The organism is Lysinimonas soli (assembly GCF_042655435.1).
Classification (GTDB): Bacteria; Actinomycetota; Actinomycetes; order Actinomycetales; family Microbacteriaceae; genus Lysinimonas; species Lysinimonas soli.
This window is the reverse complement of sequence record NZ_JBHSMG010000005.1, coordinates 40,164-63,990: the sequence shown is the minus strand read 5'-3', so window position 1 is coordinate 63,990 and position 23,827 is coordinate 40,164. Positions and strand designations below refer to the sequence as shown.

Below are 23,827 nucleotides of genomic sequence, written 5' to 3'. Positions count from 1 at the left end.
GCACAGCCTCGTAGCGCCCGATTGACTTCAAAGGTGCCGGTGGATGCGGGATCGGCGCCTCCTTCACGGGAGTAGAGGGCGAGGGTTCCCCACGACGATTCCCGTGACGGCGGGAGTCGGGGAACTTGGCGTCGAGGCTTGAGCGATGAAGTTCGCGGTCACCGAGGCGTGGAGAGACGAACTCCTGCTCGCCCGAGACGCCCGCTTTCCGAGCGAGCGCGTCGCCATGGCGGCAGCAGTGCGGAAGGGCGAACTGATCCGCATCTCCCGCGGTGCCTACCTTCGTCGCGATCTATGGCGTGCCCTCACGCCGGATGCCCGATACCGAGCCCGCATCGCCGCGGTCGCCGCGACATCAAGCCCGGAGCTGATCTTCGGTCGCGAGTCGGCGGCGGCGATGTGGCGGCTCCCGTGGCACGGTCCGTGGACAGCTCGAGTCCATGCTTTCGACCCCACTCTGCTCGCGGGGCGGACGACCAAGCGCGTCATCCGGCATGCCGCCGGTCTCCGGGCGCTGGACTTCGTGGTCATTGACGGACTGCGGGTGACGCCGTTAGCGAGGACGGTCGTGGACGTCGCCGCATCATCCGACAGATACGCTGCGGTGGTCGTCGCGGATGCGGCCCTCAGCGGTCGCTCGACGGCAGGCGAGGTACTGCCGAAGGTCGGGCATGCGGATCTTCGGAAGCAGTTGTCTTCGATCCCGCAGCGTCATGGAAGCGCTCGGGCTCGTGACGTCCTCGAGTTCGCGGACGGGCGCTCCGGATCGCCGTGGGAGTCGGTGAGCCGCGTCTCCATCGCCGTCGCCGGGCTTCCCGCGCCCGAGCTGCAGAAGGCGTTTCCCAAACCCGGAGGCGGGTTCTGGTACGTCGACTTCTGGTGGGAGGAGTCGAACCTCATCGGCGAATTCGACGGGAAGGCCAAGTACCTCGAAGCAGAACTTCGCGGCGGACTCAGCGCCGAAGAGGTGCTGTACGAAGAGAAACAGCGTGAGGACGCCCTCCGAGCGCGAGGCCACCGATTCTCCCGCTGGGGCTCGGGCGTCGCGGCATCCCCTCGGGCGCTGGCGACGCTGCTGTTGGCGGCTGGGCTCCGCCCTTGAGCGGATCAACCCTCTTTGAAGTCAAACCAGGGAAACAAACCGGAGGGTTGACTTCAAAGGCAGGACAGGAAGGGGACAGGAAGGGAAGAAAAGGAGAGGCCCGCGCGCTCAGTCCTCGATGGTGAGCAGCAGGTGACCCGACGAGACCGTCGCGCCGACCGTGGCGTCGATCTTGGTGATCGTGCCGTCTTTGTGGGCGGTGAGCGGCTGCTCCATCTTCATCGCCTCGAGCACCACGACCAGGTCGCCCTTGACGACCTTGTCGCCGTCCTTGACCGCGACCTTGACGATCGTGGCCTGCATGGGTGCCTTGACCCCGGTGCCCGCGGTGGCGAATCCGGCTCCGCCGCCCGCGCGCCGTTTCGGGGCGGGAGCGTTTGAGACCGAGCCGGATGACGGCAGCAGCTTCGTGGGCAACGAGACCGACACGCGCTTGCCCTCGACCTCGACGACCACGTTGTGGCGCTTCTCGGGAACGGCGGCGTCGGCCAGGATGCCGCCCCACGGCTCGAGGTCGTTGACGAACTCGGTCTCGATCCAGCGGGTGTACACCCCGAAGTGCCCGTCCGCGGCAGTGAATGCCGGATCGCGCACGACCTTGCGATGGAACGGCAGCACGGTCGGCAGTCCGGCGACCTCGAACTCGTCGAGCGCCCGGCGGGAGCGCTCGAGTGCGTCCTCGCGGGTCGATCCGGTCACGATGAGCTTGGCGAGCAGCGAGTCGAACGCCCCCGAGATCACGTCGCCCGTCGTCACGCCGCTGTCGACGCGAACGCCCGGTCCGCCCGGGAAGCGCAGCACCTGAACGGGTCCGGGCGTCGGCAGGAAGTTGCGCCCCGGATCCTCACCGTTGATGCGGAACTCGAAGCTGTGTCCCGTCGCGATCGGGTCGTCGTAGTCGATCGTGCCGCCCTCGGCGATGCGGAACTGCTCCCGCACGAGGTCGATGCCGGTGACCTCCTCCGAGACCGGATGTTCGACCTGCAGTCGCGTGTTCACCTCGAGGAACGAGACGGTGCCGTCTTTGCCGATCAGGAACTCGCAGGTTCCGGCGCCGACGTAGCCGACCTCCTTGAGGATCGCCTTGGACGAGCGGTACAGGAGCTCGATCTGCTCCGCGGTGAGGAACGGGGCGGGCGCCTCTTCGACCAGCTTCTGGTGACGGCGCTGCAGCGAGCAGTCGCGGGTCGAGATCACGACGACGTTGCCCGCGGAGTCCGCCAGGCACTGGGTCTCCACGTGTCGCGGCTCGTCGAGGTACTTCTCGACGAAGCACTCGCCGCGTCCGAAGGCGGCCACCGCTTCGCGCACGGCCGAGTCGAAGAGCTCGGGAACCTCCTCGCGCGTTCTGGCGACCTTGAGACCGCGCCCGCCGCCGCCGAACGCCGCCTTGATCGCGACCGGCAGGCCGACCTCGTCGACGAAGGCGAGCACCTCGTCCGCGTCCGCGACGGGTTCGAGCGTGCCGGGTGCGAGGGGAGCGCCGACCTTCTCGGCGACGTGCCGCGCGCTGACCTTGTCGCCCAGGCGCTCGATCGCCTCGGGCGAGGGCCCGATCCAGATCAGTCCGGCGGCGATGACGGCCCGGGCGAAGTCGGCGTTCTCGGCCAGGAAGCCGTATCCGGGATGCACGGCATCCGCCCCCGAGCGGCGCGCGATCGAGAGCAGCTTGTCGGCGACCAGGTAGGTGTCGGCGCTCGTCGTGCCCTCGAGCGCGTAGGCCTCGTCGGCGAGCTTGACGTGCCGGGCGTCCCTGTCCTGGTCGGCGTAGACGGCGACGGAGCTGATCCCCGAGTCGCGGGCGGCGCGGATGACTCGCACCGCGATCTCCCCCCGATTGGCGATCAGGACCTTCGAGATGCTAGCCATAGTCACCCAGCCTATGGGGTACTCGGACGTCCGACTTTGTCGCACCCCGACAGAAAGAGCCCGGTCGGATGCGGGAGTGTCGACAAGCGTCGTCACACGTTCCAGAGATCGGTCCATTCGACGCCGAGGGCCCGCACGAGGCGCCGCAGCAGGGGAACGCTGAGCCCGACCACGGCGTGCGGATCACCCTCGATGCGCTCGATGAATCCTGCGCCCTTGGAGTCGATCGTGAATGCGCCCGCCACCTCGAGCGGCTCCCCGGTCGCGATGTAGGCGTCGATCTCGGTATCGGTGATGTCGTCGGCGAAGTGCACGCGCGCGTCGGCGACCCCGCCGATCGCGGCCCCGACGACTCCGCCGCGTGCGTCGATCAGCCAGTGCCCGGAGTGCAGAACCCCCGAGAGGCCGCGCTGCTCGTGCCAGCGTTGCCGGGCCGTCTCGGGCAGGTGGGGCTTGCCGTAGACGGCGCCACCGAACTCGAACGCCGAGTCGCCGCCGAGCACCAGCCCGTCGATCGCCGAGCCGTCGAGCGACCCTCCCTCGACCACGGCCTCGGCCTTCAGCCGGGCGAGCAACTGCACCATCTCGGTGGGCGTACCGGGTGCCGCCGACCGCACGGCGGCCTCCTCGTCGACCCGCGAGGGGATCGTGATCGGCTCGATGCCGACGGCGCGAAGCGTCGCCAGGCGGGCCGGTGAGGTCGACGCCAGGTAGAGGCGCACCGCGGCCGGGTCGGTGGTCGGCATCGCTCGCTCCTATGCTTTCCGGGTGGATGGACGGTGCGGGGTGGACGGAACTGTGCGGATGAGCCGCGGCGGGCGAGTGGGCGGTGCCGCGAATGGCTGAGCTGCGGGGCGCCGCGGGCGACATGCTCGGCCACGAGGTCGAACTCGAGGCTACCAAGATCGCCCACGGCGGCATCTCGGTCGCCCGGCTCGACGGCCGAGTGGTCTTCGTCTCGGACGCGATCCCGGGAGAGCGGGTGCTCGCCCGGATCTCGGATGACAGCAAGCCGAGCTTCTGGCGCGCCGAGACCGTGCGCGTGCTCGAGCCGAGTCCGCACCGGCAGGCGCACGTCTGGCCCGAGGCCTCGGTGGATCGCGACCCCGACGACCGCGCCGGCGGCGCCGAGTTCGGCCACATCGATCTCGCGCACCAACGCCGCCTCAAGGCCGAGGTGCTCGCCGAAGCCCTCTCACGAATGGCCGGGATCGAACGCGAGACCGCGGTCGAGGCCCTTCCCGGGCCGGCCGACGGCACGGGATGGCGTACCCGGGTGCGCCTGCACGTCGCCTCGGGGGAGGATCGCGACGCGGCCGGGACGACCGTCGAGGCCGGCACCGTCGGACCCTACGCGGCGCGGTCGCATCGCGTCATCCCGGTGACGAGCCTGCCGCTCGCCGTCCCCGCCGTTCGCGAGATCGCCCCGCTGACGGAGCGCATCACGGGATCGGACACCGTCGACGTGCTCGCCCCCGGCACCGGGGGAGCGCGGCTCATCATCGGCCGGCAAGCGCCGAGCGTCGTGCGAGAGCGCGTGGGAGACCGGGAGTTCCGCGTCGACGACGGCGGGTTCTGGCAGGTGCACCTCGGTGCCGCGTCGGCCCTGACGGAGGCCGTCCAGCAGGCCATCGACCCGGCTCTGTTCGATCCGCGGGCCGCGAACCTCGACCTCTACGGCGGTGTCGGACTGCTCGCCGCCGCCGTGGGCGACCGGTTCGGGCGTACGGTGCGGATCACGAGCGTCGAGTCGGATGCCCGCGCCACCGAGCACGCGGCCGAGAACCTCGCCGAGTGGGTCGGAGCCACCGCGGTCACCGCCCGCGTCGAGCACTGGGTACGGCAGTTGGCCGGGTCGTCGGCGGGGGAGCTGTCTCGTCTGGCCGCGGGGACGGTCGTGCTCGATCCACCTCGTTCCGGGGCGGGCAAGGCCGTGCTCGCGGCCCTGGCCGCGGTGAAGCCGGCCCAGCTGGTCTACGTGGCGTGCGATCCGGTTGCGTTCGCGCGCGACGTGGCGATCCTGGACGGCTTCGGCTATCGCTTGCAGGCCCTGCGCGCGCTCGACCTGTTCCCGCACACGCATCACCTGGAGGCGGTCGGTCTGCTCGTGCGGGAGTGACGCGCAAACGCCACGACGGCGACAGGGGTCGGTGAGGGGTCTGAGCGATACCATGTGCTGTGGGCGTCTCGCCGCCCGCAGATTCTGGGGGAGACAGGATGAACGTGGCTCAAACGATCGAACGTCCACCGGGGTCCGACCCGGGAACCGCGCACGTGAAGGTCGCCGTCGTCGACGACCACGAGTCGGTTCGACTCGGCCTGAAGGCCGCGTTCATCGAAGACGGCTACGACTTCGTCATCGCGGCCTCGAACGTCGACGAGCTGATCGAGGGCCTCGCGGGCCGCGAGGTCGATGTGACGGTGCTCGACCTGTCGCTCGGCGACGGCTCCTCGGTGACCGAGAACGTCAAGCGCGTGCAGGCCGCCGGGTCGGCCGTGCTCGTGCACAGCATCGCCGACCGTGTGGCCCTCGTGCGCGAAGCGCTGGCGGCGGGCGCCGCCGGCGTCATCCCGAAGTCGTCGGCCACCAAGACCGTGATCGCGGCCGCCGCCACGGTCGCTCGCGGCGAGGTGCTCAACAACCTCGAGTGGGCCACTGCGATCGACGCAGACCGTGACTTCGCCAAGGCGCAGCTGGGTCGCCGCGAGCGCGAGATCCTGCACCTGTACGCGTCCGGCCTTCCCCTCAAACTCGCCGCCGAGCAGCTCGGCATCGGTTACTCGACGGCACGGGAGTATCTCGACCGCATCCGGGTCAAGTACGTCGAGGTCGGTCGCCCCGCGCCCACCAAGGTCGATCTGCTCCGCCGCGCAGTCGAGGACGGCATCCTGCCTGGACTCGATCCCGACGGCGGCGATGGCCGCTAGCGGACCGCCCACCCCGCCTCCCGGCCGACGGGTCACCAACCCCCTCAGCCTGACCAGAGTCGAGTCCGCGGTTGCACGATCGGCCGCCGGGTTCGGCATCGCCTTCTTCCTGCAGTCGCTTCCCGCGCTGCTCGGGCAGCAGTCCTCGGTCAATCCCGTCTACTTCGGCGCCTCGGTGGGCCTCATCGTCGCCGCCCTGCTTTTCGCCGCCGCGACCTCGATCGGGGGCCGAGGGGTCCGCACGGCGAGCATCACCTTCTGCGCGGTCTACCTCGTCATGCTCGTGACCTGGCCGCTCGCCGTCAACGATCCCGAGCATGCCCCGACCGACAGCCCGTGGCTCTACTATCTGCTCACGATCGCGACGGCGATGGCGGCGATCGGTTTCGGCATCCGCACGGCGATCGTGTACCTGCTCGCGGTTCCTGCGATCTATGCCCTGATCCGTCTGACCCCCGCCGGCGGTCATTCGACGGTGCTGCAGGCGGCCCTCGACTCGGTGTACGCCGTGATCCTGGGCGGGGTCATCACGATCATCTTCACGATCCTGCGCTACGCCGCACGGGCGGTCGACCGCGCGCAGGACACGGCGCTGGAGCGGTATTCGCACGCCGTGCGTCAGCACGCCACCGAAGCCGAGCGCGTGCAGGTCGACGCCATCGTGCACGACAGCGTGCTGACCACCCTGCTGTCGGCGGCCCGCGCTTACACGCCGGAGGCGCAGGAGCTCGCGGCGACGATGGCGGGCAACGCGATCGGCTACCTGCGGGATGCCGTCGCCACCGCGCCTGATGCCGACGCCATGGTCCGCGGCGGTGTGGTGGCCAGTCGGATCGCCGAGGCGGCGGCCGCGATGTCGCAGCCCATCAGCGTGCGGACGATCGGGGTCGGTCACAGTTCGATGCCTCTCGTGGTCGCCGAGGCGGTGTACTCGGCAGCGGTGCAGGGCATGGTCAACAGCCTTCAGCACGCCGGTGGAGCGGTCGAGCGCTGGGTCACCATCCGGGGCCGCGCCGACAACGGCATCGAGGTGCAGATCGGCGACCGGGGTGCCGGCTTCGACCTCGCATCGGTTCCCCAGGAGCGGCTCGGCGTGCGGGTCTCGATCATCGAGCGTCTTGCGACGGCCGGGGGGCGCGCCGAGATCGAGTCGACACCCGGTGCCGGCACGAAGATCACCCTGCGGTGGCCCGACGGCAGCTCGTCCGGCGCACCCGAGTTCGCCGGATTCGTCGCGGAGGCCGAACGCAAGCGGGGCGAGTCATGACGATCGGCGTGCCTCGAGCCCTCATCGTGGGCCTCGCCGCCCTGTTCTCGAGCTACCACATCGTGCTCGCCCTCTACTCGCTGTCGGGCGATTACATCTACTCCACGGGCCCCATCATCGCGGCGATCATCCTGTACGCCATCACGACGATCGTGGTGCTCGTCCCCGGCAAGGGCGCGCAGATGCCGATCTGGATGGCGGCGTTCAGCCTCGCGGTCGCCGTCGCCTTGCCGCTGTTGGTGACGTCGGTGCTCATCCCCAACTATCCGGGGGGATACAGCTACGGCACCTGGTACGTGGCGGCCGTCGGCACCCTCATGACGATCATCTCCACTCGACGTCGCCCGGGGTTCGCCTGGGTCGGAATCGGCTTCCTCGTGGCGCAGACGCTGCTGTGGGCGGGTCCTGCGGCCCTTCCGAGCATCGGCGTGATCGGCAGCGCGGCGTGGGTGGGCGTCTCGCACATCCTCACCAACACGCTCTCCAAAGCGGCACGCGACTCGCGCCGCTTCGCCCTCGCCGAGCGGGAGGCTACCGAGTGGCAAGCGGCCCAGGAGGCGCACCTCAACGAGCGGCAGTTCCGCTTGAGTCAGACCAGCGTGATGGCCTTGCCGATGCTTCGGACCATCCAGCAGTCGCGGGGCGACCTGACCCCCGCGCAGCGGGCGGAGTGCCTCCATCTCGAGGGCGCGATCCGCGATGAGATCCGCGGCCGAAAGCTGCTCAACGACGCCGTTCGAGAACAGGTCATGCTGGCGCGGCGGCGCGGAACGACGGTGACCCTGCTCGATGAGGGCGGCATCGACGACATCGACGAGCCCGACCTCGATCGGATCCTCGACCGGCTCGCGGCGGCGATCCGCGACACGACGGCCGACAAGGTGATCGCCCGGACAGTGCCCGAAGGGTCGGACATCGCGGTCACGGTCGTCGGGCTGCGCACGAGCGACGACGGCAGCGCGAGTCTGCTCGGCCGCGACTCGCTCGAAGACGATGAAGTCGAGCTCTGGCTGGAGATCCCGCGCACGCTCGAACCATGAGCCTGAGTCATGCAGAGAGAGCGAAGGGCCGGGCGTTCACGCCCGGCCCTTCGTCACAATCCGAGTCAGGGCGACAACCCGAATATCGCCCTGACTCGCCCCCACATCATCGGTCCGCTTACCCTAGTCGACCGATGAATGGCGATGCGTCTCGATGAGACACATCTGTTAGTCCATAACTCTGCACCATCCGCTGCGTTCCCGCAGTAGGTATTTCGGGGGACACGAACGGGGACAGACGTCTCGGGTCCCCTGCGACCGCGGGCGCCCCCTTTCGGGGTTCGCTGAGATCGGGGGACAACCGCTCGCTCGACGCCGAGATCGTCGGTCGCGTGGTTCCTGAACGACCGATTCCGTGGCTTCTGCGACGGATTCCGAAACGGCGACGGCCGCTCGTCGGCCCGTCAACGGCCGAAAGTCGCCCAGGTTCCCGGCCCCAACGGGGTACGAACTGCACGCTGACTACGCTCCCACGCCGTCGGGGCCAGGCGTTGCCGTCGTCGACTCTCGCCCGCGAGTTCCTCGAGAGCCGCGGTGAGCACCGCCGTCACCGCCGCGATCTCCTCCGGAGTCGGGGACCCCCCGCTGATGTGGATGTCGTAGGCCTGGTGGGGCCCCCCGTCGGCCGCGGTCACAGCGGGATGTTCCCGTGCTTCTTGGGCGGGAGGCTGGCGCGCTTCGTCCGCAGCGCCCGCAGGGCCTTGATCACGGCGATGCGCGTCGCGGCCGGCTCGATGACGCCATCCAGTTCACCGCGCTCCGCCGCCAGGAACGGGCTCGCGACGTTGTAGGTGTACTCGTTGGCCAGCTTGGTGCGGACGGCCGCGACATCCTCGCCCGCCGCTTCCGCCGCGCGGATCTCGCCGCGATAGAGGATGTTGACCGCGCCCTGGCCGCCCATGACGGCGATCTCGGCAGTGGGCCACGCGTAGTTGATGTCGGCGCCCAGCTGCTTGGACCCCATGACGATGTAGGCGCCGCCGTAGGCCTTGCGGGTGATCACGGTGACAAGAGGAACGGTGGCCTCGGCGTAGGCGTACAGGAGCTTCGCGCCGCGCCGGATGACGCCCGTCCATTCCTGATCGGTCCCGGGCAGGTAGCCGGGCACATCGACGAGGGTCACGATCGGGATCGAGAACGCGTCGCAGAAGCGCACGAACCGCGCCGCCTTCTCGCCCGCCTCGATGTTCAGGGTTCCGGCCATCTGGCTCGGCTGGTTGGCGATGATGCCGACCGAGCGGCCCTCCACCCGGGCGAAGCCGACCACGATGTTCGGGGCGTAGAGCGGCTGCACCTCGAGGAAGTCGCCGTTGTCGACGAGGTGGTCGATGACCACGTGCACGTCGTACGGCTGATTCGGCGAATCGGGGATGATCGTGTTGAGCTTGCGGTCCTCGTCCGTGATCTCGAGTTCGACCTCGCTCTCGTAGACCGGCAGCCCCGCGAGGTTGTTGTCGGGCAGGAAGCTGATCAGGCCGCGTGCGTAGTCGAGCGCATCATCCTCGTCGCTGGCGAGGTAGTGCGCGACGCCGCTGACGGTGTTGTGGGTGAGCGCGCCGCCGAGCTCCTCGAAGCCGACGTCCTCTCCCGTGACGGTCTTGATGACGTCCGGCCCGGTCACGAACATGTGGCTGGTCTTGTCGACCATGATGACGAAGTCGGTGAGCGCCGGCGAGTACACGGCGCCTCCGGCTGCGGGGCCCATGATGATCGAGATCTGCGGGATGACCCCCGAGGCCTGCGTGTTGAGCCGGAAGATCTCGCCGTACTTGCCGAGGGCGACGACGCCCTCCTGGATGCGCGCACCGCCCGAGTCGAGCATGCCGATGATCGGCACGCCGGTCTTGAGCGCCAGCTCCATGACCTTGATGATCTTCTCGCCGGCCACCTCACCGAGCGAGCCGCCGAAGATCGTGAAGTCCTGCGAGTACACGGCGACCTGCCGACCGTGGATCGTGCCGGTGCCGGTCACGACCGCATCGCCGTAGGGCCGGGTCTTCTCCATGCCGAAGGCGTGGGTGCGATGCCGCACGAACTCGTCGAGTTCGACGAATGAGCCCTGGTCGAGCAGCTGCTCGATGCGCTCGCGCGCGGTCTTCTTGCCCTTGGCGTGCTGTTTCTGGATGGCGGCCTCGCCGCTCGCCGTCACCGCCTCGTGGTAGCGGACCTTGAGATCGGCGAGCTTGCCCGCCGTCGTGAACAGGTCGCCGGCCCTCGAGGGGGCGGGCACCGGTGCGGGCGAGGGGGCGGCGTCGGCAGTCACGCCGTTCAGCCTACCGAGGGGCGGGTGGGGTCGGGCGTTGGGGGATGTCGACAAAAGGATGGGGCGAACTTCGGCACTACTCCACCGGATCGGCGGGCCGCGTCAGAGCAGGACGCCGACCGGTGCGCCGACCGAACCGTCGCGCGAGCCCCCACACCGTGACGCGGAGCATCGCCTCGGCGACGATGGCGGTGCTCATCTTCGACGCTCCGTGACGTCTGTCCCGGAAGACGATCGGAACCTCGGCGACCACGTACCCGGCGTCCAGCACGCGCCGCGTCATGTCGATCTGGAAGCAGTAGCCCCGCGACTCGACTCCGTCGAGATCGAGCGTGCGCAGCGCCGCGGCCCGATAGGCGCGGAACCCGGCTGTGGCGTCGCGCACCTGGATGCCGAGCGCGAGTCGCGTGTAGGCATTTCCGGCGCGACTGAGTACGCGGCGGGAGGCCGGCCAGTCGACGAAGCCGCCGCCGGTGATCCAGCGGGAGCCGATGACCAGGTCGGCGTGATCGGGGTCGTCGAGCCGGGAGACCATCGCGGGCAATGCCGCAGCCGGATGGGAGCCGTCGGCATCCATCTCGATCAGCACCGTGTACCCGTCGTCGAGTGCGCGCTCGAAGCCCGCCAGGTAGGCGGCGCCGAGACCACCGCGGTCGCCGTGGTGCAGCACCGACAACCGGGCGTCGCCTTGGGCGAGGCGGTCGACGATCTGTCCGGTTCCGTCGGGGCTCGAGTCGTCGACGATCAGGATGTGGATGTCGGGCGACGCCGAGCGGATCGCAGCGATCGCCCGTTCGATGTTCTCGGCCTCGTTGTACGTCGGGACGATGACGACCGCGTGCTCCATGCTCACCGGGACGGGGTGTGCGGAGGACATGATCGCTCCAGAGTATGGGATCGACGACCCTAGGCTGACCTCATGACCGCGTTCACCCTGGCCCGCCGTGAGGTGCCGTCGCTCATCGTGCAGGACGAGGTGCGGTCGACCAACTCGGAACTCGTCGCGCTGGCGAGTGCCGCTGAGGTGGCGACGTTCACGACGGTGGTCACGATGAACCAGACGGCGGGTCGCGGTCGCCTCGATCGTGTCTGGGTCGCTCCGCCGAGAACCTCTCTGGCCATCTCGGTGCTGGTGCGCCCGCCCGTCGGCGGCGAGCTCGTCGTCGAAGCCGGGGGTTGGCTGCCCCTCGCCGCGGGGGTCGCCATGCACGACGCCATCCGTTCGGTCGCGCCCGGGCTGCCGGTCGGCATCAAGTGGCCCAATGACGTCCAGATCGAGGGACGCAAGGTCTGCGGCATCCTGTGCGAGGTGATCGAGGGGGGATCGGGTGTCGTGATCGGAGCGGGACTCAACGTCTCGATGTCTCCGGCGCAGCTGCCGGCTCCCACCGCGACGTCCCTCGTCATCGCGGGGGCTCCGAGCGACGATGAGCTCTACGATCGGGTGCTCGCGGCCTACCTGGCGGCTCTGCGATCCACGCTCTCCGCGTTCTGGGCCGACGGCGGCGACGCTCAGCGCAGCGGGCTGCGCGCCGCTGTGATGGAGCGTTGCACCACCCTGGGGCGCTCGGTGCGGGTGGAGCTGCCCGGAGGATCCGAACTGCTCGGCACGGCGGTCTCGATCGATTCGATCGGCCGTCTGGAGGTCGAGGACGGTTCCGGGCGTGTCCACGCGATTGCGGCGGGGGACATCGTCCACCTGCGGTAGGAATGAGCCATGTCGACCGACGCGGTTCCCGAGTCGGTGGTCGCGCGTCTCCACCGGCACTCGCGCGCCTTGTTCTGGCCGACCGCGTTCCTGCTCGTGGATGTCGCCCTGGTCGCCTTCTTCACCGGCACACTGCCCGAACCGTGGATGAACACCGCGGTTCCCGCCGTCGGCGGCGTGTTGTCGCTCGTGGTCTTCGTCGGTCCGCTGCTGTCCTGGCTCGGTCACAACTACACGATCACCACGCGCCGGATCGTGATCCGTTCCGGCCTGCTCGTGCGCACCCGTCAAGAGCTGCTGCACAGCCGCGGCTACGACGTGACCGTCCGCAAGGCGGGGCTTCAGGCCCTGTTCGGCAGCGGCGACGTGATCATCAACACCGGGCTCGAACACCCGACGGTGCTTCGCGACGTTCCGAGCGCCAACCTCGTGCAGTCGGCGCTGAACGAACTCATGGAGCGCAGCTTCAATCCGATTGCGGCGCGACGACAACAGGCGCAGTCGGGGCCGGGTGACGAGACGACGGCGTGGGGGCGGCGGTGAGCGCCGCAGGAGCCGCGTCGAGGCCCGGGGACTCGTGCCCCGGGAACAGCGCGGGCTTCGGTTCACCGCGCCGGGGCGAGAACACCCAGAAGCGGTAGAGCGAGAAGCGGAACGCCGTGCCGAGCGCAAGGCCGATCACGTTCGACGAGATGTTGTCGGCCAGCAGTGAGGTGTATCCGAGCACGTAGTGCGACACGAACAGGCACAGGAGCCCGATCAGCATGCCCCCGACGCTGACGACGCCGAACTCGATGCCCTCCCGCAGCAGCTGCCGACCGCGATGCTCCCGGAATGTCCAGAAGCGGTTGCCGACCCAGTTGACGATGATGGCCAGGATCGTGGAGACGATCTTCGCGAAGACCGGACCCTCGTGAACGTGGCTGGGTTCGAAGATCGTGGCACGAAGCAGGTTGAACACACCGAAGTCGACGACCAGCCCGACCCCTCCCACCAGCCCGAAGCGGGTGAACTGGAGCAGCAACTTGCGCATCGCGGGGGTCCACCTCGTTCGGGGATCGTTCGGGCTATTAGGGTCGAACAGGCGAAAAGTCTAACCTCGGCCCCATGCCGTCTCCTGGAGAGCCCCTCATGAAACCTTCGACTTCGTTCAGGAACCGCTCGTGAAGGTCGGGGTCATCGGGGGCGGGCAGCTCGCTCGCATGATGGTGCCGCCCGCGGTCGAGCTGGGGATCGACATCCGGGTGCTCGCCGAGGTCGAGGGCAGCTCGGCGGCGATCGCGGCGACCGCCGTCGGCGATTACCGCGATGTCGAGACGGTTCTGGCGTTCGCCGCCGGGGTCGACGTGATCACCTTCGACCACGAGCACGTCCCGCAGAGCGTGCTGGCGGCGCTGACCGCCGCCGGCCACCCGGTGCATCCAGGACCGGATGCCCTGGCTGTCGCGCAGGACAAGCTCGTCATGCGCGAACGGCTCAGTGCGATCGGGGCGCCCGTTCCCGACTGGGCGCGCGTGCGCGACGCCGACGATCTCGCTGCGTTCCTCGCCGACCACGCAGGACGGGCGGTCGTGAAGACCCCCCGCGGCGGCTACGACGGCAAGGGCGTGCGGGTGGTCTCCGCGGCCGAGGACGCCGATGATTGGTTCGCCGACGCGGGTGACATCGGGTTGCTCGCCGAGGAGCTCGTCGAGTTCCGTCGCGAACTGGCCCAGCTCGTCGCGCGCCGGCCCTCGGGTGAGGTCAGGGCCTGGCCTCTCGTCGAGACCGTGCAACGCGGCGGGGTGTGCGCCGAGGTCTTCGCCCCCGCCCCGGATGCGGGCGAGCTGCCGGTCGCCGCTCGCGCCCTGGCAGAGCGGATCGCCACCGAACTCGAGGTGACCGGAGTCCTCGCCGTCGAGCTGTTCGAGACGGCCGACGGACGGCTGCTCGTCAACGAGCTGGCCATGCGCCCGCACAACACCGGCCACTGGACGATCGACGGCGCCGTGACGAGCCAGTTCGAGCAGCACCTGCGGGCCGTGCTCGACCTGCCGCTCGGGGACCCGTCGCCGACGGCGCCGTGGAGCGTGATGGTCAACGTGCTGGGGGGCCCGGAGGGCGCCACGATGCCCGATCGCTACCCCACCGCGCTCGGCGACCGCCCCGAGGCGAAGTTCCACTCCTACGGCAAGCCGTCGCGCCCCGGACGCAAGGTCGGGCACGTGACCGCAACCGGCTCCGAGCTCGACGACACGGTGGCTCGAGCACGCGCGGCCGCGGGGTTCTTTCAGATCTGATCGGAGGCGCGCCGCAGCGTCTTGACAGGCGGGGCGCCGTAGCATGTCACCCGTGCCTTCGACAGCTGGCGCGGCCCCGCTCGTCGCGGTCGTGATGGGATCCGACTCGGACTGGAATGTCATGTCCGAAGCTTCGGCGGCCCTGGCGGAGTTCGAGATCCCCCACGAGGTCGAGGTGGTGTCGGCGCACCGGACCCCCAAGCGGATGATCGCGTTCGGGTCCGAGGCGGCCGCCCGCGGCATCCGGGTCATCATCGCGGGTGCCGGCGGTGCCGCCCATCTGCCCGGGATGCTCGCCTCGGTCACCACCCTGCCCGTCATCGGCGTGCCGGTGCCGCTCGCGAAGCTCGACGGCCTGGACTCGCTGCTCTCGATCGTGCAGATGCCGGCGGGCATCCCCGTCGCGACGGTCTCGATCGGCGGGGCCCGCAACGCCGGTCTGCTCGCCGCGCGCATCCTGGCGACGTCCGATGCCGCGCTCGCCGTGCGCCTGGAGGAGTTCGCCATCGGTCTCGAGGCCCTCGTGATCGAGAAGAACGCGAAGCTGCAGCGCGAGTTGTGAGCTCGACCAGCATCGTCCGCGATCCGGACACCACGTCGACCGCGCTGATGACCAAGCGCGCCTGGTGGCTCGTCGGTCTCAACGTCCTGGTCCCGGGCTCCGCGCAAACCCTGGCGGGCAACCGCCGCTTCGGACGGTTCGCGCTCGGCACCACCCTCGCGTTCTGGGCGCTCGTCGTGATAGGGGTGCTCGCGGCGCTCATCGGCCGGGAGGCGGTGCTGCCCGTCGTGACCCAACCGGTCGTGCTGTGGGCCATGGCCGCGGTACTCGGTCTGTACGGACTGCTCTGGGTGATCTGCGCGATCGACGCGCTGCGACTGAGCCGCCTCGCGCGGGTGAGCGGGCGGGCTCGCGTCGCGGTCGCCGTCGTTTCGATCGCCGCACTCGTCGTCACCGGCGGTGCCGCCTTCGGTGCGGCCTGGACGGCGGGAACGACGGCGAACATCCTCGCCAAGGTGGCCTCGAACACGATCGACATCACGGGACCGGACGGCAAGCCGGTCGCCGTCGGTGCCCTCACCGGGCCGGCCAACATCCTGCTGGTCGGCGACGACAGCGGTGACGGCAACGCCGCATACGGACCGCGCGGCGAGTCGCTCAACGACGTGACGATCCTCATCCACCTGTCGCCGGTGTCGCACTCGGTGACGGCGGTGAGCATCCCGCGCGACCTCTACGTCGCGCAGCCCCAGTGCACGAAGGCCAACGGCACGGTCTCACCGGCCGTGAAGCAGGCCCGCTTCAACACCGCCCTCTCGCGCGGCGGGCTGAACTGCGTGGTGGCGAGCGCGAGCGCCCTGACGGGCCTGCCGATCCAGTACGCCGCCAAGATCGAGTTCGACGGGGTCGTCGCCATGAGCGACGCCGTGGGCGGAGTGCCGGTGTGTCTCGCGACCGCGATCAACGACCCGTACAGCGGTCTCACGCTCAGCGCGGGCGAGCACACCCTGCAAGGCGCCCAGGCGCTTGCGTTCCTGCGGACCCGGCACGGCCTCTCGACGGGAAGCGACCTGCAGCGGATCAGCAACCAGCAGGTGTTCCTCTCGTCGCTGATGCGCACCATCAAGAGCTCGGAGACTCTCGGCAACCCCGTCAAGGTGATCGCCCTGGCCGAGGCGGCGGCACAGAACATGCAACTCAGCACCGAGCTCGCACAGACCTCGACCATGGTGTCGATGGCCCTGGCCCTGCGCAGCATCCCGCTCGACCGGATCGCGTTCGTGCAGTACCCGTCGTCGCCGGCAACCGTGCACGGACAGAGCGTGACCCTGCCGAACGACGGTGACGCGTCGGCCCTCACGGCGGCCCTCGCCGCCGATCAGGCCGTCGTGACCCAGAAGCTCGGGGGGGCGGCGGTCAGCTCGGGCGCACCGAGCGGGTCCTCGGCGACGCCGACCCCGAGCGCCTCCGCGACCCCGAGCGGGGGAGTGCCCGTGCAGTTGCCGTCGGGGATCTCGGGTCAGGCCGCGGATCAGTCGACCTGCTCGAAAGGGCAGACGGGCTGAGGCCGCGCTCGCGCTCGATCCCTCAGAGTTCGGCGTGCAGTCGCCAGACCTGCTCCGCGGAGTCGCGCCAGCTGAAGGCGCGCACCCGATCGGAGGCCGCGATCGAGAGTCGCTCGAGCCTGGCTGCATCTTCGATCAGTTCGCGGATGGCATCCGCGAGTCGTTCGGAGTAGCCGTCGGACCGATCACCGGGGACCACCACGCCGGCCTCGGCGGCGATCTCGACGAGGGAGGGCGCATCCGAGTGGATGACGGGCAGCCCGAAGGCGAGGGCGTCGAGCAGGGCGAGCCCGACCGACTCGGAGCGGCCCGGTTGGACGAACAGCTCTGCTCCTTCGAGCACGGCGGCGAGGTCGTCGTCCTCGAGCGGACCGAGCGGGAGGACGCGACCATTCGGCAGCGCGGCATCGGAACCCTCGGGGGGCGCGTCGTCGCCGATCACGACCAGGGTCAGCTCGGGAAGCATGTCGAGCGCGACGATCAGGGCACCCAGGCCGTCGCGACGGCCGAGGCTCGACCAGGTGAGCAGATAGCCTCCGGACGGAGCCGGAAGGCCCAGACGTTCGCGGCGCTCGGCGGCGTCGACGACCGGGTGAAGTCGCGAGCTGGGGGCGCCGTTGATGACGCGCAGTCGGTCGCCGAAGTCGAATCGCTCGGCGAGCACCTCGGCGACCGCGTGGGTCTGCGTGATGACGGCATCGGCGAACCTCTCGGCTCGCTTCACCATGGCCTGGTTCCAGGCGACGACACGAGGCGCCACGAGTTCGGGGTCGGTCCAGGGGGTCGCGTCATGCACGGTCACGGCGACCTGGATGCCGCGTACTCCCGCGCGCTCGTGCCGGCCCAAGGGGGCGAACAGGCTGGGCGCATGCACCATCCCGCCGCCCGGGATCCTGGTGATGCCGTGGCGCCATGCGGCGGAGAGCTCCCGATGGGCGAGCGGACTCTTGTGCAGCACCGTCAGTCCGGGGAGGAGCTCGACGATCCGCGCATAGTCCGCTTCGGGAGCGGCCGAGACGATGCCCGCCACGGTCGCGCCGCTCGGCGCAGTGGCGATGAGCTGCCGCGTGAGGTCTTCGGCATAGCGAGCCGCTGCGCTGTTCGGCGCCGTCGTCATCTCATCGAGGATGACGCGCAGGGCGGTCATGCCGGCAGCGCTCCGGATGCCGCGGCTGCGGCGAGCGCCTCGCGCCAGTCCCGCAGCGGCGCGAGCCCCGCCCGATCCCAGGCGGCGTGGCCCAGCACCGAGTAGGCGGGGCGCGGCGCGGGCCGCACGAACGACGCGCTGTCGGTGGGGAGCACCCGCTCGGGGTCGAGTCCCGCCTCGGCGAAGATGGCGCGGGCGAAGCCGTACCAGCTGGTCTGACCGCCGTTGGTGGCGTGGTAGATGCCGGGCGTGGCATCCGATTCGGCGAGCTCGACCAGCGCCGCGGCGAGGTCGGCCGTCCAGGTCGGCTGGCCGAGCTGGTCGTCGACGACCGAGACCGTCGGGTTCGAGGCGGCGAGGCGCAGCATGGTGGCGGCGAAGTTCGGTCCGCCCGCCCCGTAGAGCCAGGCGGTGCGGACGATGAAGACACCCGCCGGATGCGCGGCCAGGGCCAGTCTCTCGCCCTCCGCTTTCGAGCGCCCGTAGGCGTTGAGCGGATCGCGCGGGGCATCCTCGGGGTAGGGGCTGGTGCCCGCACCGTCGAAGACGTAGTCCGTCGAGATCGTCAGGAGCCGTGCGCCGTGTTCGCGGGCGGCCACGGCGAGGTTCTCGATGCCTGCCGCGTTGATCGCGAAGGCCTCGTCCTCGTGGGTCTCGGCGCCGTCGACGTTCGTGTAGGCGGCCGCGTTGATCACCAGGTCGTGGCCCCCGACCGCAGCCAGTACGGCATCCCTGTCGGTCACGTCCAACTCGGCTCGGCTGAGCGCGGTCACCTCGCGCCGCGCGTCGGGATCCCGGGCCAGCGCCGCCTGCAGATCCTGGCCGAGCATCCCGGAGGCGCCGGTGACGAGGTAACGGGTCACAGGGCCGCGCGCGCCTTCAGGGGCTCCCACCAGGCGCGATTGTCCCGGTACCACTGCACGACGTCGGCCAGCCCCTGATCGAAGGGGACCAGCGGCTCATAGCCGAGTTCGGTGCGGATCTTCGTGATGTCGACCGAGTACCGCAAGTCGTGGCCCTTGCGATCGTCGACCTTGTCGACGTACGACCAGTCCTTGCCGGTGGCGTCGAGCAGCTTCTGAGTGAGTTCGAGGTTGCTCAACTCGGTGCCGCCGCCGATGTTGTAGGTCTCGCCGGCCCGGCCCTTGGCGACGACGAGCGCGATGCCGCGGGTGTGGTCGTCGACGTGCAACCAGTCGCGGATGTTCTCGCCCGACCCGTAGAGCGGTACGTGCTTGTCGTCGATCAGGTTCGTGACGAAGAGCGGGATGACCTTCTCGGGGAAGTGGTACGGCCCGTAGTTGTTCGAGCAGCGCGTGATCGACAGGTTCATGCCGTGAGTGCGGAAGTAGCTGCGCGCCAGCAGATCGCTGCCCGCCTTGCTCGCCGAATAGGGCGAGTTGGGTTCGAGTGGCCGGTCCTCGGTCCACGAGCCCTCGGCGATCGAGCCGTACACCTCGTCGGTGCTGACGTGCACGAAGCGCTGGATGCCGGCCCGCAGGCTGGCGTCCAGCAGGCGCTGCGTGCCCAGCACATTGGTCTCGACGAAGATGCCCGAGTCGCGCACCGAGCGGTCGACGTGCGACTCGGCTGCGAAGTGCACGACGGTGTCGACGCCGGGCAGCACGTCGTCGAGGGCGCCGACATCCCGGATGTCGGCCTGGACGAACGAGAACCGCGGCGACTCGGCGACCGGCGCGAGGTTGGCCGGGTTGCCCGAATAGGTGAGTGCGTCGTACACGAGCACCTCGGCCCCCTCGAGGCCGGGATAGGCGTCTTCGAGGGTGCGTCGGACGAAGTTGGAGCCGATGAATCCGGCTCCGCCGGTGACGAGGATCTTCACGATGCGCATTTCTGGGTCGAGGTCGGTCGAGAGCGCGGGAGGTGCACCGCAGACAGGTTACAGGCGTATCGGGGCCGTTTCCTCGGGATTGTTACACTGTGAGCTCTGCACGAGCCGTACCACGTGGGATGAGAGCATGACTGAGTTTCCAACCGATGAACGAGATGTCTCGCAGGAGGTTCGGCAGCTCGCTCTGGTCGACCGGATCATCGGACTCGAGGCCGAGGTGGCGAATCTCTCGGCGACCTACGGGCTCGGCAAGGTCGCGCGCGACCAGATCGCCCTGGTGAAGAGTTCCACGACCTGGAGGGTGGGAACGCTCGTTCTGAGCCCCATCGTCTTCGTGAGCAAGCTCTTTCACCGCGGCGGCACGAGGTGACCGTCGCCCACCCGTTCGTGACGATCGTGGTGCTTTCGGATGGCGTGGGGCACCGTCATTCCGCGCTTGTCACCTCCTTGGCTGACCAGGAGGAGGGCACGACCGAGGTGATCGTCGTGTCGCCTGGCGGCGATGTGGCATCGCGGGTCAACCGTGTCCTAGCGGAGAGCGTTGCCGAGTACGTGGCAGTGATCCGACCGGTCGGCATTCTGCTGCCGGGTGCCGTCGCGGCTGTTCGGGACCGTGCCGCGGCGGTGGCGACGGCGGACGTCGTGTACGGAAATGAAACTGCGCCGGGATCGCGAGGGCGGCCCGAGTCCTTGCTCAAGCCGGTCTACTCTCCCGAACGGCTTCGCTGTCAGAACTATTTGGGGGAACTCGTCTTCTACCGTCGCTCATTGTTCTCGGCCGTGGATGGGCTCGACTCACGTCGTCCCGGCGCCGAGCTCTACGATCTCGCGCTGCGAGCCACGCGTCGGGCCGAATCGGTCGAGCACATGGCGCTCGATCTCTTCGCACGCGATGTCGCCATCGACCCCCCGCTCGACGCCGAGGCACTGGAATCGACGAGAGGTGCCCTGCTCGCGCACCTCGAGCAGACCGGCGGGGGAGAGGTGCGGTCGGTGGGGGCCGACGGAGTGCACGACACCCGGCGTACTGTCGCGGGCGAGCCGTTGATCTCGATCGTCATCCCGACACGGGGCCAGTACATCGAGGTCGATGGGGTTCTGCGTTGCTTCGTCGTCGATGCGGTGCGAAGCATCAGAGCGAAATCGACCTGGCAGAACTACGAGATCGTGCTCGTGATCGACTCCGTCGCCGAGCAGCGGGTCGTCGACGAACTCGTCGCGATCGGGGGGCCGCGCCTGCGGTTCGTCGTGTGGTCGAAACCATTCAACTTCTCGGAGAAGGTCAACCTGGGCGTCCTCCACGCCGACGGCGAGTACGTTCTGTTGCTCAACGATGACGTCGAGATCATCACCCCGGAGTGGATCGAGGCCATGCTCGCGCTCGCTCAGCGCCCCGGCGCAGGGATGGTCGGCAGCATGCTCTACTACGCCGACGAGACGATCCAGCATGCCGGCCATCAGTACGACGGGGGAGAGGTGAGCCACATCGGGCTGGATGCGCCCCGCGGAGACGCCGGCCCGCTGAACGGCTATCGCGTCGAACGAGAGGTCGCCGGCGTGACGGCGGCCTGCGCTCTGATGCCCACCAAGGTCTTCCGCGAAGTGGGGGGGCTGACGAATCTTCTCCCCGGGAGCTTCAACGACGTTGACCTCTGCCTCAAGACGACTTGGCAGGAGCACGAGATCTACTGGACGCCGCACGCTGAGCTCTACCACTTCGAGTCGAAGACCCGGGATGCCTCCGTGCACGCCTTCGAGATCGATGTGGCCTGGCGTCGCTGGGGCTTCAGGATGGAGGAATCCGAGTACTGGCCGCACGCCTTCAACCGGCCGGTGGCCTAGTCGGTCCTTGATAGGCTCTGCGGGTGCAGATCCGCGAGCTTTCGATCCCGGGATCCTGGGAGATCACGCCGCGGCAGTTCCCCGACGAGCGCGGTGTCTTTCTTGAGTGGTATCGCTTCGACAAGCTCGGCGATGTGGTCGGTCACCCGCTCGATCTCCGGCAGGCGAACGCCTCGGTGTCGGCTCGCGGGGTGGTGCGCGGCATCCATTTCGCCGACATTCCTCGCGGGCAGGCGAAGTACGTGACCGTGGCCACGGGGGCGATCGTCGATTTCATCGTCGACATCCGGGTCGGCTCCTCCACCTTCGGCGCCTGGGATTCCGTGCTGCTCGACGATGTCGATCGCAAGGCGGTGTACCTCGCCGAGGGCCTCGGCCACTGCTTCGTGTCGCTCGCTGAGAAGACGGTTGTGAACTATCTCGTCTCCGATGTCTACAACGCGTCGCGTGAGCACGGCATCAACCCGCTCGATGAGGAGATCGGTCTGCGGTTTCCGGCCGAGGCGGGCGAGTTGGTTCTGTCTCCGAAAGACACCGACGCGCCGGGCCTGAGCGAAGCCAAGGCACTCGGACTGCTCCCCGACTGGGCGCAGACGGAACTGTATTACGCCGAACTCAATCAGACGAGGGCGTGAGTCGCGTGCGCGGAATCATTCTTGCCGGGGGAACCGGGTCGCGGCTCTGGCCGATCACCAAGGGCATCTCGAAGCAGCTGATGCCCATCTTCGACAAGCCGATGATCTACTACCCGCTCTCCACCTTGATGATGGCGGGCGTTCGCGAGATCCTGATCATCACCACGGCGGAGTACGACGCCCAGTTCCGGTCTCTTCTCGGCGACGGCAGTGACCTCGGGATCCGGCTGGAGTATGCCGTGCAGGAGTCGCCGGACGGTCTCGCCCAGGCCTTCGTGATCGGCGAGGATTTCATCGGGGATCAGAGCGTTGCGCTCGTGCTCGGCGACAACATCTTCCACGGCGCCGGACTCGGAACATCGTTGACGACCGACGGAGACATCGACGGCGGGCTGATCTTCGCGTACCACGTTGCAAACCCGAATGCGTACGGGGTGGTGGAGTTCGATGCGGAGATGACGGCGATCTCGATCGAGGAGAAGCCCGCGAACCCCAAGAGCAATTACGCAGTCCCCGGCCTCTACTTCTACGACAACGCCGTCGTGGGGATCGCCAAGACGATTGAGCGTAGTGCTCGCGGCGAGTATGAGATCTCAACGGTCAACGAGACCTATCTCAAGGCGTCCAAACTTCGTGTTCAGGTGCTCGATCGGGGCACGGCCTGGCTCGACACTGGGACGTTCGAGTCGATGATGCAGGCCTCGGAATACGTTCGTGTGATCGAGGACCGTCAGGGGTTCAAGATCGGCTGTATCGAGGAAGTCGCGTGGCGGGCCGGCTGGATCGACGATGCGCGCTTGCGCGAACTCGCCGAGCCCTTGCGCAAGAGCGGCTACGGCGACTATCTGCTCGGACTGCTCAGCGGGCCTTTCGAGTAGCCCGTTCGGCTCGGGCGACCTGCGCCTTGGAGCGGATCGCCAGCCCGATACGCAACGCCAGCCGGAGCGGCGCAAGGTAAAGAGCAGAGTACTTCTTCTGCAGATAGCGGTACGCGCTCTGATGGTGGACCTCGAGCATGCGGCGCGACTCGGAACTCGTCGAGTGGGCGCCGGTATGAACGACCGTGGCCGCGGGGTCGTACAGACTCAACCAGTTGGCCTTGCCCAGACGGTATCCGAGATCGACGTCCTCGAAATACATGAAGAAATTCTCATCGAATCCGCCGATCGCGTCGAACGCCGAACGCCGAACGAGCACACATGAGCCGGAGAGCCAGCCCGCCGGCGTGATGGTGGACGATTCGAAGGCATCCGAGAGGTAGCGGCGCGTCCACGGGTTGGAGGGCCAGACCCTGCCGAGGAGGGCGTGCCCGACGCCCGTCCGCAGGGAGGGCAGCCGTCGCGCGGAGGGGTAGACAGTCCCATCGGAGTTGAGCACCCGTGGACCGACCGCACCAGCAGCGGGGTTCGCAGCCAGAGTCTGCATGAGCGTCGTGATCGAGCCAGGCAGGAAGCTCACATCAGGATTCACGACCAGGATCGAGGTGATCTCGGGAGCCAGCGTCGATGCCGCGCGATTGATCGCGCCTCCGTAACCGTGGTTCTCGCCCAGCCGCACGAGGCGCGCGTCGAACTCGCGGGCGAGGGCTTCAACGCGATCGAGATCATCCGAGGCATTGTCGGCCACGACGACGAGGACCTGCTCGGATTCGCTGGCCCGGATCGACTCGAGGAACGGGCGCAGATGCGCGCTCGAGTTGTAGCTCACTGTGACGATGGCCGTCGAAGAGAGTCCTGGCGCGGCCATGGTGTTCGATCATACCGTTGCCGCCCGTGCCTCCCGGTCGCGGGGAGCGAGCCAGGCGCGCTTGCTACGATGGGGCGTTCGT

At 68.8% G+C, this 23,827-nt stretch carries 24 protein-coding genes; 14 read left to right on the top strand and 10 right to left on the bottom strand.

Annotated features, from left to right (window positions below; translation table 11 throughout):
* Positions 1-145 precede the first annotated feature (145 nt).
* Complete coding sequence (locus tag ACFPJ4_RS14425) at positions 146-1,102, top strand: hypothetical protein (protein ID WP_386741152.1); 957 nt, start codon at positions 146-148, stop codon at positions 1,100-1,102.
* 108 nt (positions 1,103-1,210) lie between these two features.
* Here the strand turns inward: ACFPJ4_RS14425 and ACFPJ4_RS14420 are convergent, their stop codons facing one another.
* Together ACFPJ4_RS14420 and ACFPJ4_RS14415 are read right to left on the bottom strand one after the other, a co-directional pair.
* On the bottom strand, positions 1,211-2,971 hold the full coding sequence (locus tag ACFPJ4_RS14420; RefSeq protein ID WP_386741151.1) for an acetyl/propionyl/methylcrotonyl-CoA carboxylase subunit alpha: 1,761 nt from the start codon (positions 2,969-2,971) through the stop codon (positions 1,211-1,213).
* Positions 2,972-3,063: 92 nt separating this feature from the next.
* On the bottom strand, positions 3,064-3,717 hold the full coding sequence (locus ACFPJ4_RS14415; RefSeq protein ID WP_386741150.1) for a Maf family protein: 654 nt from the start codon (positions 3,715-3,717) through the stop codon (positions 3,064-3,066).
* Positions 3,718-3,809: 92 nt separating this feature from the next.
* Here ACFPJ4_RS14415 and ACFPJ4_RS14410 point away from each other — a divergent pair, with 92 nt between their 5' ends.
* The 4 genes from ACFPJ4_RS14410 to ACFPJ4_RS14395 all read left to right on the top strand — a co-directional run bounded on the left by ACFPJ4_RS14410 (position 3,810) and on the right by ACFPJ4_RS14395 (position 8,206).
* Positions 3,810-5,090, top strand: coding sequence for a class I SAM-dependent RNA methyltransferase (locus ACFPJ4_RS14410; RefSeq protein ID WP_386741149.1), 1,281 nt, complete (start codon positions 3,810-3,812; stop codon positions 5,088-5,090).
* A 104-nt stretch (positions 5,091-5,194) separates the two neighbouring features.
* Positions 5,195-5,899: a response regulator transcription factor gene (locus tag ACFPJ4_RS14405; RefSeq protein WP_386741148.1), complete on the top strand. Its 705-nt coding sequence runs from the start codon at positions 5,195-5,197 to the stop codon at positions 5,897-5,899.
* Positions 5,889-7,166, top strand: coding sequence for a sensor histidine kinase (locus ACFPJ4_RS14400; RefSeq protein WP_386741147.1), 1,278 nt, complete (start codon positions 5,889-5,891; stop codon positions 7,164-7,166). Before ACFPJ4_RS14405 ends, ACFPJ4_RS14400 begins: the two co-directional genes overlap by 11 nt.
* Positions 7,163-8,206 carry a hypothetical protein gene (locus ACFPJ4_RS14395; RefSeq protein ID WP_386741146.1) on the top strand — a complete coding sequence of 348 codons (1,044 nt, stop codon included), beginning with the start codon at positions 7,163-7,165 and terminating at the stop codon, positions 8,204-8,206. The genes ACFPJ4_RS14400 and ACFPJ4_RS14395 overlap by 4 nt, the downstream gene beginning before the upstream one ends.
* A gap of 404 nt (positions 8,207-8,610) precedes the next feature.
* On the opposite strand, the gene ACFPJ4_RS14390 is transcribed toward ACFPJ4_RS14395, so the two are convergent.
* The 3 genes from ACFPJ4_RS14390 to ACFPJ4_RS14380 form a co-directional block, all read right to left on the bottom strand.
* Positions 8,611-8,841 carry an acyl-CoA carboxylase epsilon subunit gene (locus ACFPJ4_RS14390; RefSeq protein ID WP_386741145.1) on the bottom strand — a complete coding sequence of 77 codons (231 nt, stop codon included), beginning with the start codon at positions 8,839-8,841 and terminating at the stop codon, positions 8,611-8,613.
* Positions 8,838-10,469, bottom strand: coding sequence for an acyl-CoA carboxylase subunit beta (locus tag ACFPJ4_RS14385; RefSeq protein WP_386741144.1), 1,632 nt, complete (start codon positions 10,467-10,469; stop codon positions 8,838-8,840). The genes ACFPJ4_RS14390 and ACFPJ4_RS14385 overlap by 4 nt, the downstream gene beginning before the upstream one ends.
* Positions 10,470-10,545: 76 nt before the next feature.
* Positions 10,546-11,346 carry a polyprenol monophosphomannose synthase gene (locus tag ACFPJ4_RS14380; RefSeq protein ID WP_386741143.1) on the bottom strand — a complete coding sequence of 267 codons (801 nt, stop codon included), beginning with the start codon at positions 11,344-11,346 and terminating at the stop codon, positions 10,546-10,548.
* 42 nt (positions 11,347-11,388) lie between these two features.
* Here ACFPJ4_RS14380 and ACFPJ4_RS14375 point away from each other — a divergent pair, with 42 nt between their 5' ends.
* Both ACFPJ4_RS14375 and ACFPJ4_RS14370 read left to right on the top strand, forming a co-directional pair.
* Complete coding sequence (locus ACFPJ4_RS14375) at positions 11,389-12,177, top strand: biotin--[acetyl-CoA-carboxylase] ligase (protein ID WP_386741142.1); 789 nt, start codon at positions 11,389-11,391, stop codon at positions 12,175-12,177.
* Between the two features lie 9 nt (positions 12,178-12,186).
* Positions 12,187-12,720, top strand: coding sequence for a PH domain-containing protein (locus tag ACFPJ4_RS14370; protein ID WP_386741141.1), 534 nt, complete (start codon positions 12,187-12,189; stop codon positions 12,718-12,720).
* Here ACFPJ4_RS14370 and ACFPJ4_RS14365 read toward each other — a convergent pair.
* A complete protein-coding gene (locus ACFPJ4_RS14365; protein WP_386741140.1) occupies positions 12,644-13,210 on the bottom strand; it encodes a GtrA family protein in 567 nt (188 codons plus the stop codon). The genes ACFPJ4_RS14370 and ACFPJ4_RS14365 overlap by 77 nt on opposite strands.
* Before the next feature lie 130 nt (positions 13,211-13,340).
* On the opposite strand from ACFPJ4_RS14365, the gene ACFPJ4_RS14360 reads away from it, so the two are divergent.
* The 3 genes from ACFPJ4_RS14360 to ACFPJ4_RS14350 all read left to right on the top strand — a co-directional run bounded on the left by ACFPJ4_RS14360 (position 13,341) and on the right by ACFPJ4_RS14350 (position 16,523).
* Positions 13,341-14,456, top strand: a complete 1,116-nt coding sequence (locus ACFPJ4_RS14360) for a 5-(carboxyamino)imidazole ribonucleotide synthase (RefSeq protein ID WP_386741139.1) — start codon at positions 13,341-13,343, stop codon at positions 14,454-14,456.
* A 94-nt stretch (positions 14,457-14,550) separates the two neighbouring features.
* Positions 14,551-15,018 (top strand): 5-(carboxyamino)imidazole ribonucleotide mutase, encoded by a 468-nt coding sequence (purE, locus tag ACFPJ4_RS14355; RefSeq protein ID WP_386741259.1) that lies wholly within the window; start codon positions 14,551-14,553, stop codon positions 15,016-15,018.
* Positions 15,015-16,523, top strand: coding sequence for an LCP family protein (locus ACFPJ4_RS14350; protein ID WP_386741138.1), 1,509 nt, complete (start codon positions 15,015-15,017; stop codon positions 16,521-16,523). Before purE ends, ACFPJ4_RS14350 begins: the two co-directional genes overlap by 4 nt.
* A 22-nt stretch (positions 16,524-16,545) precedes the next feature.
* Here ACFPJ4_RS14350 and ACFPJ4_RS14345 read toward each other — a convergent pair whose 3' ends face one another.
* Genes ACFPJ4_RS14345 through rfbB form a run of 3 tightly spaced genes read right to left on the bottom strand, consistent with a single transcriptional unit; the run spans position 16,546 to position 19,513 of the window.
* Positions 16,546-17,670 carry a glycosyltransferase family 4 protein gene (locus ACFPJ4_RS14345; RefSeq protein ID WP_386741137.1) on the bottom strand — a complete coding sequence of 375 codons (1,125 nt, stop codon included), beginning with the start codon at positions 17,668-17,670 and terminating at the stop codon, positions 16,546-16,548.
* Positions 17,667-18,533, bottom strand: coding sequence for a dTDP-4-dehydrorhamnose reductase (rfbD, locus tag ACFPJ4_RS14340; protein ID WP_386741136.1), 867 nt, complete (start codon positions 18,531-18,533; stop codon positions 17,667-17,669). Before rfbD ends, ACFPJ4_RS14345 begins: the two co-directional genes overlap by 4 nt.
* Positions 18,530-19,513: a dTDP-glucose 4,6-dehydratase gene (rfbB, locus tag ACFPJ4_RS14335; RefSeq protein WP_386741135.1), complete on the bottom strand. Its 984-nt coding sequence runs from the start codon at positions 19,511-19,513 to the stop codon at positions 18,530-18,532. The genes rfbD and rfbB overlap by 4 nt, the downstream gene beginning before the upstream one ends.
* 136 nt (positions 19,514-19,649) lie before the next feature.
* Between rfbB and ACFPJ4_RS14330 the strand changes: the two genes are divergently transcribed.
* The 4 genes from ACFPJ4_RS14330 to rfbA all read left to right on the top strand — a co-directional run bounded on the left by ACFPJ4_RS14330 (position 19,650) and on the right by rfbA (position 22,877).
* Entirely contained in the window at positions 19,650-19,892 is a 243-nt protein-coding gene (locus tag ACFPJ4_RS14330) for a hypothetical protein (RefSeq protein ID WP_386741134.1), read from the top strand.
* A gap of 398 nt (positions 19,893-20,290) precedes the next feature.
* A complete protein-coding gene (locus ACFPJ4_RS14325; protein ID WP_386741133.1) occupies positions 20,291-21,364 on the top strand; it encodes a glycosyltransferase family 2 protein in 1,074 nt (357 codons plus the stop codon).
* Between the two features lie 23 nt (positions 21,365-21,387).
* Positions 21,388-21,999, top strand: a complete 612-nt coding sequence (locus tag ACFPJ4_RS14320; protein WP_386741132.1) for a dTDP-4-dehydrorhamnose 3,5-epimerase family protein — start codon at positions 21,388-21,390, stop codon at positions 21,997-21,999.
* A 5-nt stretch (positions 22,000-22,004) separates the two neighbouring features.
* On the top strand, positions 22,005-22,877 hold the full coding sequence (gene rfbA, locus ACFPJ4_RS14315) for a glucose-1-phosphate thymidylyltransferase RfbA (protein ID WP_386741258.1): 873 nt from the start codon (positions 22,005-22,007) through the stop codon (positions 22,875-22,877).
* Here the strand turns inward: rfbA and ACFPJ4_RS14310 are convergent.
* Positions 22,858-23,745, bottom strand: a complete 888-nt coding sequence (locus ACFPJ4_RS14310; protein ID WP_386741131.1) for a glycosyltransferase family 2 protein — start codon at positions 23,743-23,745, stop codon at positions 22,858-22,860. The genes rfbA and ACFPJ4_RS14310 overlap by 20 nt on opposite strands.
* Positions 23,746-23,827 lie beyond the last annotated feature (82 nt).

Coding starts and splice junctions, on each gene's coding strand:
- ACFPJ4_RS14420 (WP_386741151.1), bottom strand. CDS start 2,971: ATGGCTAGCATCTCGAAGGTCCTGATCGCCAATCGGGGGGAGATCGCG.
- ACFPJ4_RS14395 (WP_386741146.1), top strand. CDS start 7,163: ATGACGATCGGCGTGCCTCGAGCCCTCATCGTGGGCCTCGCCGCCCTG.
- ACFPJ4_RS14375 (WP_386741142.1), top strand. CDS start 11,389: ATGACCGCGTTCACCCTGGCCCGCCGTGAGGTGCCGTCGCTCATCGTG.
- ACFPJ4_RS14415 (WP_386741150.1), bottom strand. CDS start 3,717: ATGCCGACCACCGACCCGGCCGCGGTGCGCCTCTACCTGGCGTCGACC.
- ACFPJ4_RS14310 (WP_386741131.1), bottom strand. CDS start 23,745: ATGGCCGCGCCAGGACTCTCTTCGACGGCCATCGTCACAGTGAGCTAC.
- ACFPJ4_RS14400 (WP_386741147.1), top strand. CDS start 5,889: ATGGCCGCTAGCGGACCGCCCACCCCGCCTCCCGGCCGACGGGTCACC.
- ACFPJ4_RS14370 (WP_386741141.1), top strand. CDS start 12,187: ATGTCGACCGACGCGGTTCCCGAGTCGGTGGTCGCGCGTCTCCACCGG.
- ACFPJ4_RS14345 (WP_386741137.1), bottom strand. CDS start 17,670: ATGACCGCCCTGCGCGTCATCCTCGATGAGATGACGACGGCGCCGAAC.
- ACFPJ4_RS14410 (WP_386741149.1), top strand. CDS start 3,810: ATGGCTGAGCTGCGGGGCGCCGCGGGCGACATGCTCGGCCACGAGGTC.
- ACFPJ4_RS14380 (WP_386741143.1), bottom strand. CDS start 11,346: ATGTCCTCCGCACACCCCGTCCCGGTGAGCATGGAGCACGCGGTCGTC.
- ACFPJ4_RS14330 (WP_386741134.1), top strand. CDS start 19,650: ATGACTGAGTTTCCAACCGATGAACGAGATGTCTCGCAGGAGGTTCGG.
- purE (WP_386741259.1), top strand. CDS start 14,551: ATGGGATCCGACTCGGACTGGAATGTCATGTCCGAAGCTTCGGCGGCC.
- ACFPJ4_RS14365 (WP_386741140.1), bottom strand. CDS start 13,210: ATGCGCAAGTTGCTGCTCCAGTTCACCCGCTTCGGGCTGGTGGGAGGG.
- ACFPJ4_RS14425 (WP_386741152.1), top strand. CDS start 146: ATGAAGTTCGCGGTCACCGAGGCGTGGAGAGACGAACTCCTGCTCGCC.